The organism is Marinobacter sp. CH_CUG1437-1, from assembly GCF_037029655.1.
Classification (GTDB): Bacteria; Pseudomonadota; Gammaproteobacteria; order Pseudomonadales; family Oleiphilaceae; genus Marinobacter; species Marinobacter salsuginis.
Window position 1 is genome coordinate 705,446 of the sequence record NZ_JAYMEW010000001.1, and the last position, 13,500, is coordinate 718,945.

Sequence of the window (13,500 nt, forward strand, 5' to 3'; positions counted from 1 at the left end):
CTGGCCAGGAGGGTTACTGTCGCTCCATGGAACAGTGATCCTCCACCAGTTTCCAGCGCGGAGGCTTGTTCATGCCGGGCATATCGCCATTGGTTGGCCGAATGGCCTCCCAGATCTGACCGCCATGGGTAGCGAGGCTGCCAACCGTGTAGCTTTTGGAGAAGAGCCATGGGTCGGGCCGGACGCACATGCCGGAAGCCGTCTCGCCCCGCTTGCTCTTGCCGGCAGTCTGGCTGGTACCGGCCTCGGGTCCCTGTTGACCTTCTTCGGTCTGGGACTGTTCAACCGCTTGCTTACGGCCCTCGCAGTCCGGCACAGAATCCAGCTCTTTCCAGTCGAAGGTAATGCCTGGCTCCAGCCCCTGATGCAGTTCGCGGGATTCGTACCAGTTGCCCTTGTGAAACACTGCGGAGCCTGCCGGGTAGTAGCGGCTGGGTACCCACTTGGACTCTTCAGGATCGCAGGGTTCTGCGGCAGCCGGCAAAGACAGGCCGGCGGCCAGAAGGACCAGAACCAGGCAAAAGAAGCTGTGAGCGTTTCCTGGGATAGATCTAATCATTGGGGTCTCCTTTTGCTGACTGTTCTGGGGTTGGGTAGTGGGTGCGTTTTCGGGTCTGCGTGGCCAGCACCAGCCCGGCAAGAATCAGCGCACCTCCAATAATGTGAAACAGCCCGAGGGATTCGGCCAGGAAAATGCTCGCCAGAATCGAGGCGAAGACAGGCGTCAGGTACATGAAGATGGCCGCTCGGGCCGGGCCAATTTTATGCACACCATGATTCCAGAATCCATAGGCCAGGATCCCCGGGAAGATTGCGAAATACAGGAGTGGCAGTGCCGTGCTCCGGGAAAGCTCGAAGCCACCGGAAAAGAAAATCAGATCGGTCAGGTAGAACGGCAGTACAACCAGGGTTCCCAGAAGGATCTGCGTGGTCAGAAAGGTCAACGCAGGCAGAGGCACGGCCTGTCGCCGCAACAGCACTGAAAACAGTCCCCAACTGAATACCGCCGCCACCATGATCAGATCCCCCGGCTGGGCTTCAAGGCTGGTCAGCACCGAGAGGTCACCGCGGGCGATTACGGTAACGATGCCTGTAATGGCCAGGGCTATCCCGAAGGCCTGGATCGGACGGGTGCGGTCCCCGAGCAGAATCCACGCCAGCAGTGCGACGAAAATGGGAATGGTGGCGTTGATCAGGGCAATATTGGTGGCGGTGGTTGTGGTGGCCGCCAGATACAGCAGAGTATTGAACGCGCCAACACTGAAAGTCGCCAGGGCCAGCATGGAGCCGAAGCGCTGACGGATAACCTCGCGGTGGCGCCATATTCCCGGAAGCCCGAAAGGCAGCAGGATAGCCAGGGCGATCACCCAGCGCCAGAACGACATGGAGAGTGGCGGTATGCTCTCTACCGTGCCCCGGGCCACAACCGCGTTGCCGGCCCAGAACAGGGGTGTAAGAACCAGGCCAATGTAGGCCAGGCCGGGAATACGTGACAAGACTCCGGCGTTCTCGGAAGACACAAAGGCTCCTGTGGGGTTGGTGGTGCCCGAAAAAAGCCTAGCATACTACTCTCCGGGAACTTCTGCCTCCGTACCAATGTGGTAGGCGGCGAAACCGGCCATCACCACCTGATCCACGGCCATGCCGATAACCCGGCCATCGCTGGTGGACCGAATCGGGTGCTGGGCATTGGTGATCGGGTCGGAGACGTAACCGAGAATTTCCCCTTCCGACACGTTTGCCCCCAGCTCGATTTCGCTGAACAGGATTCCGCCGTGGTCCGCGCGGATCCAGTCGGAATCGTAATAGACCGGTTCCGGATCGCCCCAGACGAACATCCGGGAGATCATGCCCTGGCGTTCCATCAGGCTGGTCAGGCTGTTCACGCCGGCGCTGATCTGGTGTTGCTGGATGCGGTGAGACTCGCCGGCTTCCAGGGTGACTGTTCGAATCCCGGCTTCCACAGCCGCCGTGCGCAGCATGCCTGCCGAACCTGTGCTGTGCACCACTGCCATGCGATCAAAGCCGCGAGTGAATTCCGCCACGTCCGGGTTGTTCATGTCGGCACGAAGTTGCGGCAGGTTGGTGCGCTTCAGTGAGCCGGTGTGGATGTCCACCAGCATGTCGCACTTGCGAATCACGTTCTCGAACAGCGAATGGGCAATGCGGTCGGCCAGGCTGCCGTCGGGGCTGCCCGGGAAATGCCGGTTGAGATCGCGACGATCGGGCAGATACCGGCTGCCCTGCTGGAACCCCGGCAGGTTCACGATCGGCACACCCACTACCGTACCCGACAGTTTTTCGGGGTTCAGGTCGTACATGGTCTGGCGGATGATCTCGATGCCATTCAACTCATCCCCGTGGATGGCGCCGGTGAGGCACAGGGTGGGGCCGGCGTTGATACCGTTGACCACCAGAACCGGGGTTGTCTGGGACAGGCCGGCAATCTGGATGCCGGGTGTCCACGCCAGGCGGGTAGAGGTGCCAGGCATGACATCGTTGTCGAGCAGGGTAAACACCTTGCCCTCGCGAATCTCGGGTTGCGGCTCGGGTTCAGCCAACGCTTCCGTTGCCATGACCTCGGATTCGGCAGCGTCCGCATCGGTTTCAGGCGGCGCAGAGGCCTGAGCCTCGGGTGGTGGCGCCACCTCTTTCAGATCGATGTTCGGAGCCACCTTGCGGGAAGCTGATGAGGGGGTATCAATACCGGCACCGCCCCGTGAGGTTTTTGGTTTCGGCGCTTTTTCTTTCTGTCCGTCCCGCTGCAGCGGAGCCGAATGCTCGACATCCTCGACGCTCTCGTCTTCGGCCAGCTCCGCAATCAGCACCTCGGATTTTTTGCCGGCTTCTTTCGAATCGGTTTCGGCAAACAGGGGGGCCGAGAGCCAGGGAATAACCAGGGCAATCAGCAGGGTCCGGTGGGATGGTTTTTGAAGCCGCTCAAACAGCATATTTCCTCACGGTTCGTCAGTGTGCGCTCAAGGATAGAGTGCCTCTGGCGGTCATGAATACTGCTGTGACAAAGGTTTAATGCCACTTTCATGAAATCCGGGCAAGTGTTAACGGCAACAGTTATACGCCCCAAAAGCGAGCAACTATATGGTTATTTTGCGAAATCCGGTGTGCTTTCGTTACTGCCGCGTTAGCTGTCGTGTACGGCGTGCCAAAGGTCGTGCTCCCGGAACGCCCGGTGTTCGGCCTCCAGTTTCAGCAAATGCGCCAGTGCTGATCGCGCCGCAAGGCCATGGATGGCGGCCGGAACATCGTCATAGGCTTTCGCTGTGAGGGTTTTCAGATCCGCTGGAGCCAGGGCCTCCAGCGCCCGGGCCACCTTGTGCTCACGTGACAATCGATGGGTAATCAGGAAATCAATAACGGCCTCGGGATGGCCCATCAGGAAACCGTGTGCTGGCGCAATGTAACGAACGGACTCGGCCAGCAACTCGTAAAGCGACTCGATATACGCCTTCATGTCGCCGTCCGGCGGATTAATCACCACCGTTGAGCCCTGCATGATGTGATCGCCGGAAAACAGCAGCTTCTGCTCGGTCAGCAGAAAACACAGGTGGTTCGACGCATGGCCCGGGGTATGCAGCACCTTCAGAATCCCGGCCTCGGTGACAATCAGATCGCCGTGCTCCGGCTCGTCGTCGGCACGGAAGGTCTGGTCTTGCCCCGCACCTTCGGGCGCCGGCCAACCGAATACCCGGCAGCCGGTGCGCTCTTTCAGGGCGGCTACGGCCGGCGAATGGTCCTGATGCGTGTGGGTCACCAGAACCTGATCAACCACGCCACCGGTCACCTCCAGAATCCGCTCGATATGAGAATCGTTGGCGGGACCTGGATCAATCACCGTGAAACGCTCATGGCCCAGGATATAGGTGTTGGTGCCCGGCCCTGTCATCATGCCCGGATTGGGCGCCGTCAGCCGTATCACCCGAGCCGCAACCTCAACCGGTTCACCGGGAATAATCTCTGCCCGGGTTGAGCCTTCACCTTCCGGATCCAGCTTCGCCGCCTCATCATAGGCTGGCGCCCCCGGTTCCAGCGTCACCGCCTTGCCCTTTTTAAGGGCCGGCCAGGGCTGACTCGGGTAGGGCTCCGGCGGATTGGCATGGGCGTAGCGCATCAGCGCCTCAGTGGTGTCGAAATCACTGAGCACCCGCAGCGTCCGGATCGTCGGCAACCCCAGCAACCGCTGGCCATTCCGATGATCCTCAAGGGCCTGCTCCGGGCGAATCCAGACATGATCAATGGTCTCCACCCCGTCATGACTGGCCACCTGGCCATCGGGAGCGGGGGTTACAAAAAACCGCGTATCAAAACGCCTTGGTGGTCCCGGTGGCGTGATCCAGTGGCCCAGATAAGCCAGCCGGTCCAGGGGAATCGCCAACCCATGCTTTTCGCATAGATTGGCCAACGACAGCTCGCCATCGAACACGGACTTTCGGTCAGCGTGGACCGGATGATCCCCGGCTATGGGAAGGCCCTGCTGGTCCACGGCAACCAGAACCCCGGACTCCTCAAAACACTCCCGAACCGCCGCCAGCATGTAGTCCGCACCGCCTTCATCGACACTCATGGTCTGACTGATCTCGGCATCTCCGGGCCCGACAATATGGTCCTGGCCATGAGTCTCGTCTTCCTCGACCCGCCCGCCAGGAAACACAAAATAGCCGGGCATGAACACTGCGTCCCAAGTGCGTTGCAGCAACAGGACTTCAAGGCCATCGGCCGTATCACGAACCAGAACCAGTGTGGCAGCAGGACGAATTTCCATAAGACTCCAGATGCGTTCGTTATTATTCAGTGCGCGAACAAAGTACGAACGATGGTTGGGAAAGGTCTTCCAAAACTGTCTGTCGCCATGGGTGAAGGGCGAAAGCCCTTCACGGGCTGGCCACGGATGGCCTGCCCCGGACCCTCAGTGCGACGCAGGAGCATTTAGCACTGAGGGGCGACAGTCAAGCGTCACATGGACGTGCCGTAAGGAGCGCGTTTTGGAAGGCCTTTCCCAGCCATCGCTCCACCAGGCTCGATGCGCAAAGGTCTGACAGCAAGATAACTGATTTAACTCAGAAGATCCCGAGATGAACACTAAAGTCGAACAGCGTATGATTCGCCCCAAGATAAGAAACGAAAACAGGAACCCCAGTGGCCCGAATCAAACTCTCCTTCCCGGACGACGCCTTCTGCTTCGAAACCAGAATGCCGGTCAGAATCACCGACATCAACGGCGCCAACCACCTTGGCAACGACGCCCTGATCTCCATGCTGTCCGAAGCCCGGGCCCAGTTCCTGGTCAGTTATGGCATCCAGGAAGCCAGCAAGGATGGCACCGGCATCATCGTCACCGACCTGGCCACCATGTATCAGTCCGAATCCTTCTTTCCGGAAATGCTCAGGTTTGAAGTAGGCGTTATGGACTTCAACAAGTATGGCGGGGATTTCGTATTCCGGGTCACCAAGGCCGAAAGCGGCCAGCCCGTGGCCCTGGCGAAATACGGCTTCGTCTTCTTCAACTACCACCGCAAAGAAGTGGTGCCAATACCCGAAAGCTTCCGTTCACGCTTTGCCTGAGGCCACCTCGGCCTTCAAGCGCGCCATGCCGGACCGGTAAAAGCTGTACGCCATGGCGCCGGCAAACAGATTGCCGACCAGCGCACCACTCATCAGGCCAGAGATGCCATTGATCTGGCTGCCCAGCCAGAGCAGAGGCAGGAAGCACACAAACAGGCGCAGGGTGGACACCAGCAGGGCCCGCATTGCCAGCCCCAGGGCATTGCACACCGACACCATCAGCATACACACACCCAGACCGCTATAACTGAGTGGCACCCGCAACAGATAGCCGGCCAGAACCTCCTGAACGTCACCGTCGCTCGAGAACAGCTCGGACACCAACCCCGATGCCACCACCCAGGCCAGGCCAATGGCCAATTGCCAGACCACCACGAAACGCACGGCCAGACGAACCAGCTTCCGGATCTGCTCGATATCGCCAGCCCCCAGCATGCGGCCAATCATCGGCGGCATCGACATGGTCAGTGCCAGTACCACCACAATCGAGAAGAATTCCAGGCGGGTGCCCAGGCCCCAGGCGGCCACCGAGGCCGAGCCGAATCCCGCTACCAGGGCCGTCGCAAGCATCGCGGAAACCGCCGGCATCAGTTGGCTGACCATGGCCGGCGCCATGATGCCGTTGAGCTGTTTCAGGGCCTTCCAGAGCGCAAGCTCCTGAAGATCGAACCGAACCCAGTGGCGTTTCAGGAGTTTCGGGTAGATCACCAGGCTGCCGATACCAAAAGAGGTAATGGTGGCCCAGGCGGCACCGGGCAGGCCCCAGCCGAAAACGAAAATGTACAGCGGGTCCAGGGCGATGTTGGTAAGGCTGGTAGCCACCATCATGTACCCGGGCAATTTGGTGTCGCCATGGGACCGGCAAACGCTGTAGCCAAAATACAGGAACGCGCCGGTCCAGGCGGCCATCAGCCAGGGCACCCAGTATTGGCGGATCAGCGGCAGCAGTGAGTCTTCCGCGCCAAGGGCGGTCATGATTTGGCTTTGTAGAAACCACAGAGCCACGCAGATAACAAAAACGAGGCTGCCGCCAACGGTAATGATTAGACCGCCCAGGCGATAGGCTCTAAGCTCATCGCCGGCACCCAATGTGCGGGAAACGATCGCCGTGGTGGCAATGCCCAGACCCACCTGAAGGCCGATGATCAGTTGCTGCATCGGCAGGGTAAAGCCCAGGGCCGCCAGCGGATCCCGACCCAGTTGACCCACGAAGGCACTGTCGGCCAGCTGGAAGGTCATCAGGGACAGTACCCCGAAGAGCATGGGCCAGGTCATGCTGTAGAGCTGGCGGGCCAGGGATGGGTTTTGGGTGGTGGTCTGCACTGGTTTTTGATGCCTTGGGTTTGGCTGGGAGGCGAGATTCTAACAGGTCTGGCTTTTGGTGTTAGCAAAGGTGCCGGAGCGACCCGCCAGGAGACGCCGTAAACCCATCCCTGGGGGCTTGGCATTGCCATCCATGGCAATGACACTCCTGGCGGGCCGCTCCGGCACCTTCGCCCCAACTTTTGGTGGTCTTTCCAACTGCAGAGCTTTAGTTCGAGCGCTTAAAGCACCTTCAGCGCCGCATCGTAATCCGGCTCGTCCTTGATCTCATCAACCAGTTGGCTGTGAATGACCTTGTTGTTTTCATCCAGTACAACCACCGCCCGGGCGCAGAGACCGGCAAGGGGGCCGTCCTGGATGGCGACGCCGTAGTCCTGCTGGAAGCTGTAGTTCCGGAAGGTGGAGAGGGTTTCGACGTTTTTCAGGCCTTCAGCGCCGCAGAAGCGGGCGGCCGCGAAGGGCAGATCGGCGGAGACGACGAGTACCACGGTGTTGTCCAGGCTGCCGGCTTTTTCGTTGAACTTCCGGGTAGACGCGGCGCAGACGCCGGTGTCGATGCTGGGGATGATGTTCAGGATCTTGCGCTTGCCGGCCCAGTTGTCGAGTTTGACTTCTTCCAGGCCGCTGTTGGTCAGGGTAAAGGGAGGCGCGTTGTCGCCTGTTTCCGGAAATTTGCCGCTCAGTTCAATGGGATTGCCGTCCAGGTTAACGCTGCTCATAGTCTTTGCTCCTTGGTGTCTGGTTTAGAGTGTTAAGTACTCTGTGTAGACCACTTTGGATGATTTTGCCTTAATTGCCGGTCGCGCCTTGTGGCTCGAAACCTTTTGCAGGATAACGCTGAACCAGCACCAGATAACAGCCCATGGCGATGGCGGCGCAGGCTGCAATGATCAGGGCCATGACCAGAGAGGTGCCGTCGTGCAGATGGCCGACCAGCATGCCAGCGATGGCCGCGACGGCCATCTGGGTGAAGCCGAACAGGGCAGAAGCGGAGCCCGCCATGCTCGGGAAGTTGGCCAGGGCGCCGGCCATGGTCTGGGGCAGCACCATCCCGGTTCCGATCATGAACAGGGCCTGGGGCAGGATCACCGCCCAGACGTTGAACACTTCACTCAGTGCCAGCACGGCCATCAGACTGCCACCAACCACGGCAATGATTAGTCCCCGCATCAGGATCTGGTCCGGCAACAGGCGACGGCCGAGACGGACGGCAGTCAGGTTGCCTACGATGTACCCGGCCACCATGCACGCAAAGTAAAGACCGAACTGCTCGGTTGGCACGCCCAGGAAATCGATCAGGACGAACGAAGAACCAGACAGGAAGGCGAACAGACCGGAAAAAATCAGCGCATTGGTCAGGGTGTAGCCCACGAAGCTGATGTCCTTCGCGATAGTCCGATAGTTCCGCAGCAGACTGCAGAGCTTCAAAGATTGCCGATGCTCCGGGCGCATGGGCTCGGGAATGCCGAAGGCCACTACCAACGCCATGACCAGGGCATAGCCACCCAACGCCAGGAACACAGAAGCCCAGCCAAGGCTGGCGGTTAGTAGACCACCAATGGTCGGCGCCACGGCCGGCGCCAGGGCCATGATGCTGGCCAGAATCGCCAGGATCTTCGCGGCTTCGCGGGGCGTGTAAATATCTCGAATCGCCGCCCTACCCAGAACCGGCCCGGCAGAACCACCAAGCGCTTGCAGAAAACGGCACAGGATCAAGGTTTCAATATTGGTCGCCAGGGCACAGCCAATACTGGCAATGGCGAACAGCACAAAACCGCCAATCATGATCGGCTTGCGACCAAAACGGTCGGCCAACGGACCGCAAATCAGCTGAGCAATGGCAAACCCCACCAAATAAAGACTCAGCGTCAGCTGAACCTGATCGGGACCGGTGCCGAAGTCTGAACCGATTTGTGGCAGCGCCGGCAGATACATATCCGTCGCCAGCGGCCCAAGGGCCACAGCGGCGGCGAGAAGTATCGTTGTCCAGACACTGGTTAAAGTCAGCATGGTTTTCCTGATGTGTTATCTCAAAAAGTCCAACAGGCCGGGTCGGGTAGGGCTCTCCAAAACTGTCTGTCGCCATGGATGGCGACAGTCAAGCGTCACATGGACGTGCCGCAAGGAGCGTGTTTTGGAGAGCCCTACCCGACCTGGCCGACACGGGAGTAAACGCAGTCTAGGGCAGAAGGAGATGGAAGATAACGGCAAGAAGGCTCATACAACCTATGAGCAAAACTAATTGATTAACTTTTCAGACCGTTGAGCGTAGCGGCCACGGCATTCACCTGATTGCGCAGCCACTTGTGGGCAGGGTCATTCTGATTGCGGCGATGCCACAGCATAAGCAAGGTGAACGGCTTGAAATCAAAGGGCAGGGGAACCCAGGCGAAGTCGCGAAGTAAGTGTTTGCTCATGCCTTCAGGCGCCGTCGCCAGCATGTCGGTACCCCGCAGAAACTCAGGCAGACCCGAAAAATTGGACACCGTCACCACATTGCGACGAACCAGTCCACGCGCCTCAATCGCGGTTTCCACCGTGGGTTTCTCGCCGGTAGCGAATAACAGGGCGATGTGGTCTGCCTTTAGGTATTCCGGCAGATCCACTGGCGGTTTCCGGTGTTCGGGATCGTAGAACACCACCATCCGATCAGCCATCAAGCCCCGCTGCATAATGTCCGTCGCCTCCGGCGCGTGGGGCGAAATCACCAGATCGCATACATCCTTCCGCAACAGGTCAGCCCGGGGAATGCCAGAAGGAATAACCTGCAGACTGATACCCGGGGCCTCTTGCCGCAACGTACGCACGAGACCGGGCAGCAGAAGATCTCGCTGGTAGTCATTGGCAGCAATTGTGAACGTGAACTCGGCCGTGGCAGGACTGAACGGAGGGCCAGAAGACAGCGACTGCAGGTCGTCCAGAATCTGGCGAACATGGGGGCCTGCCTGGAGTGCGTAGCGGGTTGGCACAATGCCTCGCCCCGACTTCACGAACAGCGGATCGCCCAATGCCTGGCGGAGGCGTTCCAGGGTGTGACTCACCGCGGACTGGGTAACGCCTAGCCGAATCGCAGCGCGGGACACGCTGCCTTCATCGAGCACTGCCAGAAACGTGCTCAGGGCCCGGAAATCCAGGTTGAATGTATCAATCGGGTTCATGAATGGCAGTGTAACCCGATGTCCTCGGTGGCGCTACGGCCCCTCGGCTGAAGCGTGTGTACGAATAAATGCCCCAATCGCCTCTGCCAGATCATCGAACCAGGGGTTGTAGGTCAACCGGCTGGTGTATACCGGGCGTTCCGTGTCGTGCCAGGCACTGAACCAGAGGTCTTGCTCCGGCAGCCGGCGGCAACCCTCGAGGGAAATATTGTTCGGTTCCAGGCAGCGTTGCAGCGGCGCCCCCAGACCATAGAGCTCATTGTCAGGCGAGATCAGCAGGGATTGATGAGAGAATTCCAGAATATTGGCATCAGGCAGGTAGCTGTTCATAAACCGGATGCGTTCATCAGCCTGTGCGTCGGGCCAGGGGGTTCGGCTATCCCGAAAAATCATCATGGCGTTCCCGGGCTGGCGGAACCGTTTTCGGAACTGCGTGACCAGATAATCGAGGTTGATCACCGAGTCGGCCTCTGTCGCAGCCAGGAACAACGGCATATCAATATTTTCCTGTTGGACGATGCGGCCCTGAGCTGACGAGATAACATCGCCGATCTGACTGCCGGCGTTAAACGAAAACGACTCGTATTTTACCGGGTTCAGCTCCGGCTCTTTCTCCACAAAGTCACCAAACACGTCGGCAATTGGCGCCAACCAGAGGTAGTCCCGAAGACCGTTGAGCTGCCAGGCGGGTGCGACCGCAACCAGGCCCTCCGGTCTGGGCCCGGTTTTCGAAAGGGCATAATCCGTGGCCAGAGCACCACCCAGTGAAAAGCCCCCAATAAACGCCAGGTCCACCTCCTTCGACAGGGCGACGAAGTGATTGCGCACCTGCTCACGCCACACATCGGCACTGGCCGTCACCATATCGCCGGGCCGTGTACCATGCCCCTGCAGCAACAGGGTCCGGACTTCAATGCACTGATCCGCCAGGTAACGGGCCAGATCCCGGAACACAAAGGGCGAATCGCTCAGACCGTGCACCAGCAACAGCCCGGTGTGATCTCCGGAGTTGCAGTCGGCGGCCGGCGATAACCGGTATGGCAGGTTCCACAACACCTGTTGCTCCCGCTTAAACCCTTCCACCGGCAACAGATTGGTATCGACATAGGCTTTGGCAGATTCGACATAGCGGTCGAAATCGGACACGGGTTCGGCGCCCAATGTTGAAGGCCCGGGGGTATAGAGTTGAGTGCTGGTGGCACAGGCCGCGGTGGTGCCCAGCACCAGTAAAACGAGCAGATTCCTGAGGATAGTCATAGCTGCCGAGTCAGATTCGCTCCTTTCGTTTAAACCGTCGTCATTGCTGGCTGTGTTGAGTGATCGTTCAAATCCCGATACTGTGACCTCAGAATACGACCCCGAACCCCCTTCCGGATGAGGAGCCCCACCGATGAGCATGACTCTCGCTTTCGACGTTTACGGAACCCTGGTCGACCCCATGGGCATGTCCCTCCTCCTGGCGGAGGACGCTGGCGACAGGGCAGAAGCCGTAGCCGCACTTTGGCGGGAGAAACAGCTGGAGTTCTCGTTCCGAAAGGGCCTGATGAAAGTGTACGAAGACTTCGGTGTCTGCACCCGCCAAGCCCTGCGCTACGCCATGGCCACCCACAAACTGATCCTGTCCGAAGAACGCGAAAACGCCCTGATGGCGGCCTACCTGTCCCTGCCCGCCTTCGACGACGCTTTGCCGGCACTGAAAACACTGAAAGGGCAGTATCCGCTGTTCGCGTTTTCCAATGGAAGTTATCCTGCGCTGGAGAAGGTATTGGGGCATAACGATCTGTTGGACCAGTTTGAAGGCCTGGTGTCAGTAGATGACATCAAAACCTTCAAACCCGATCCGGCTGTCTACACCTATGCCCGTAGGGCCACGGGCTGTTGGGAAAAACCTTTGTGTCTCGTTTCGAGCAATGCCTGGGATGTCATCGGTGCCCGAGCTGCGGGATTACTCGCCATCTGGGTACAGAGGGATCCGGATAAAATTTTTGAAGATTGGGGCATACAGCCTTCAGCAGTGATCAACAGTCTTTCAGAACTAGAGGCAATCCTGAAGAACCTCTGAAGCAAGAGGAGGCAGGTGTCGGGAGCGCTTTCCAAAACTGTCTGTCGCCAAGGATGGCGACAGTCAAGCGTCACATGGACGTGCCGCAAGGAGCGTGTTTTGGAAAGCGCTCCCGACATCTGCCGGCGAACTCTAACCTCCGAAGTGTCCGAGGCAGAAAATCAGTCCGACCGAACAGCCAGCCACTCCGCCAACTCCAGCCAACTCTGACGCGGCGCCTTGCTCCCCGCAAGAATGCCCATATGCCCACCCGGAACGACCCTGAACGTCTTGTCCGTAGAGCTCACATGATCCATCACCCGCTTGGCCGCACCCGGCGTCACGAGCGTATCGTCGCCACCTGCGATAGCCAGTAAGTTGGCACTTACATTTTCCAGCCTGGCGATATCCTCCCCAATCTGGATCTCACCTTTCGACAGCTGATTGTCGATCCACACCCGCACCACCGTGTCCTGAATGATCCCGCCGGGATAGGCCACCATGCGGTCCAGAAACGCCGACGTGGTCGCGTGACTGGTGACAAACTCACGGTCACCCAGGCGGATAATCAGCTCCCAGTAGCTCATTACGCTGGCAATCGGATTGGTCAGTTTGAACCCGATGGTGTTGGCCCAGCCCGGGGTATGAAACCAGTGCGGTTTCACATCGTGAAGACGGAACCCGGTGCGCTTGCGGACAAAGCCGGCCACGTCCGCCATACGCTGGTTCAAAAGCCCGAGAATCCCCGACGCGTGACTGTCAATCGGCGAGCCCAGCACAATGGCGTTGCGCACGTGCTGATCGTTGCTGAGCGCCGAATAGAACAACGTAAACATGCCACCCATGCTCCAGCCATGCAGCGACAGCTCCTGCTCACCGCTGTGCTCCCGAACCCGGTTAAGGTACGCCGGTAACAGCTCCGCCACATAGGTATGCAGGTTGTAGTGACTGTGCTCCCGCGTTGGCATGCCCCAGTCAATCAGATAGACCTCGAACCCTTTGGCGCGAAGAAATCGCACCAGGCTGCGTTGAGGGAACAGATCGTAAATCAGCATGTTTACCGCCAGGGGCGGCACGATCACAATCGGGGTCTTGTGGGCTGTCCTCTCCACCGCAATGGTCTCACCGTCCAGCTCGATGAAATCCTCGGCCAGCGGCGGATAGTAGCGCAGGCTGACCAGGCCATCGGTATGGAGCGTCTCAAACGGCGTCTGTCCGGCCTGGACCAGACTGGCGGCTCGGAAGATACGGTCGAAGGCATTGCCGGCATAGAGGGCCGTTTGCCGGGTAACGCCTGCCGCGCGGTCAGCAGCTGATTTGAAGAGATTGGGCATGGGGGTATCCATGGAGAATTCGAAGCACACTTTACTGATTTCTGAAGACCTGGTCTTGCAGGTT

Annotated in this window: 12 protein-coding genes; 2 read left to right on the forward strand and 10 right to left on the reverse strand. The window is 59.1% G+C overall.

Going from position 1 to position 13,500, the window contains the following annotated elements:
* Window positions 1–13: 13 nt before the first annotated feature.
* From WA411_RS03200 to WA411_RS03215, 4 genes are all read right to left on the reverse strand, one after another.
* Window positions 14–559, reverse strand: coding sequence for a carbohydrate-binding protein (locus WA411_RS03200; RefSeq protein ID WP_153634102.1), 546 nt, complete (start codon window positions 557–559; stop codon window positions 14–16).
* Window positions 552–1,520, reverse strand: coding sequence for a DMT family transporter (locus WA411_RS03205; RefSeq protein WP_153634101.1), 969 nt, complete (start codon window positions 1,518–1,520; stop codon window positions 552–554). Before WA411_RS03205 ends, WA411_RS03200 begins: the two co-directional genes overlap by 8 nt.
* 45 nt (window positions 1,521–1,565) lie before the next feature.
* Window positions 1,566–2,951, reverse strand: a complete 1,386-nt coding sequence (locus tag WA411_RS03210) for a M14 family metallopeptidase (RefSeq protein WP_136630926.1) — start codon at window positions 2,949–2,951, stop codon at window positions 1,566–1,568.
* A 191-nt stretch (window positions 2,952–3,142) separates the two neighbouring features.
* A complete protein-coding gene (locus WA411_RS03215; protein ID WP_291904733.1) occupies window positions 3,143–4,780 on the reverse strand; it encodes an MBL fold metallo-hydrolase in 1,638 nt (545 codons plus the stop codon).
* Between the two features lie 374 nt (window positions 4,781–5,154).
* Here WA411_RS03215 and WA411_RS03220 point away from each other — a divergent pair, with 374 nt between their 5' ends.
* Entirely contained in the window at window positions 5,155–5,580 is a 426-nt protein-coding gene (locus WA411_RS03220; RefSeq protein WP_209399461.1) for a thioesterase family protein, read from the forward strand.
* On the opposite strand, the gene WA411_RS03225 is transcribed toward WA411_RS03220, so the two are convergent.
* The 5 genes from WA411_RS03225 to WA411_RS03245 form a co-directional block, all read right to left on the reverse strand.
* Entirely contained in the window at window positions 5,566–6,903 is a 1,338-nt protein-coding gene (locus WA411_RS03225) for an MATE family efflux transporter (RefSeq protein WP_291904729.1), read from the reverse strand. The two genes, WA411_RS03220 and WA411_RS03225, sit on opposite strands and share 15 nt — an antisense overlap.
* 221 nt (window positions 6,904–7,124) lie before the next feature.
* A complete protein-coding gene (tpx, locus tag WA411_RS03230; protein WP_209399462.1) occupies window positions 7,125–7,622 on the reverse strand; it encodes a thiol peroxidase in 498 nt (165 codons plus the stop codon).
* A 70-nt stretch (window positions 7,623–7,692) separates the two neighbouring features.
* The gene (locus WA411_RS03235; RefSeq protein WP_291904727.1) at window positions 7,693–8,913 is read right to left on the reverse strand and encodes a Bcr/CflA family multidrug efflux MFS transporter; all 1,221 of its coding nucleotides are present in this window, start codon (window positions 8,911–8,913) and stop codon (window positions 7,693–7,695) included.
* Window positions 8,914–9,149: 236 nt separating this feature from the next.
* Window positions 9,150–10,061, reverse strand: coding sequence for a LysR family transcriptional regulator (locus WA411_RS03240; protein WP_291904725.1), 912 nt, complete (start codon window positions 10,059–10,061; stop codon window positions 9,150–9,152).
* A gap of 33 nt (window positions 10,062–10,094) precedes the next feature.
* Complete coding sequence (locus WA411_RS03245; RefSeq protein ID WP_291904723.1) at window positions 10,095–11,318, reverse strand: alpha/beta hydrolase; 1,224 nt, start codon at window positions 11,316–11,318, stop codon at window positions 10,095–10,097.
* A gap of 133 nt (window positions 11,319–11,451) precedes the next feature.
* Between WA411_RS03245 and WA411_RS03250 the strand changes: the two genes are divergently transcribed.
* Window positions 11,452–12,123: a haloacid dehalogenase type II gene (locus WA411_RS03250; RefSeq protein ID WP_291904722.1), complete on the forward strand. Its 672-nt coding sequence runs from the start codon at window positions 11,452–11,454 to the stop codon at window positions 12,121–12,123.
* 161 nt (window positions 12,124–12,284) lie between these two features.
* Here the strand turns inward: WA411_RS03250 and WA411_RS03255 are convergent, their stop codons facing one another.
* Window positions 12,285–13,436 carry an alpha/beta fold hydrolase gene (locus tag WA411_RS03255; RefSeq protein ID WP_291904720.1) on the reverse strand — a complete coding sequence of 384 codons (1,152 nt, stop codon included), beginning with the start codon at window positions 13,434–13,436 and terminating at the stop codon, window positions 12,285–12,287.
* Window positions 13,437–13,500 lie beyond the last annotated feature (64 nt).

Bases quoted from the DNA above. Each gene is read 5' to 3' on its own strand.
- WA411_RS03240 (WP_291904725.1), bottom strand. From the start codon at position 10,061: ATGAACCCGATTGATACATTCAACCTGGATTTCCGGGCCCTGAGCACG.
- WA411_RS03210 (WP_136630926.1), bottom strand. From the start codon at position 2,951: ATGCTGTTTGAGCGGCTTCAAAAACCATCCCACCGGACCCTGCTGATT.
- WA411_RS03235 (WP_291904727.1), bottom strand. From the start codon at position 8,913: ATGCTGACTTTAACCAGTGTCTGGACAACGATACTTCTCGCCGCCGCT.
- WA411_RS03245 (WP_291904723.1), bottom strand. From the start codon at position 11,318: ATGACTATCCTCAGGAATCTGCTCGTTTTACTGGTGCTGGGCACCACC.
- tpx (WP_209399462.1), bottom strand. From the start codon at position 7,622: ATGAGCAGCGTTAACCTGGACGGCAATCCCATTGAACTGAGCGGCAAA.
- WA411_RS03250 (WP_291904722.1), top strand. From the start codon at position 11,452: ATGAGCATGACTCTCGCTTTCGACGTTTACGGAACCCTGGTCGACCCC.
- WA411_RS03215 (WP_291904733.1), bottom strand. From the start codon at position 4,780: ATGGAAATTCGTCCTGCTGCCACACTGGTTCTGGTTCGTGATACGGCC.
- WA411_RS03255 (WP_291904720.1), bottom strand. From the start codon at position 13,436: ATGCCCAATCTCTTCAAATCAGCTGCTGACCGCGCGGCAGGCGTTACC.
- WA411_RS03200 (WP_153634102.1), bottom strand. From the start codon at position 559: ATGATTAGATCTATCCCAGGAAACGCTCACAGCTTCTTTTGCCTGGTT.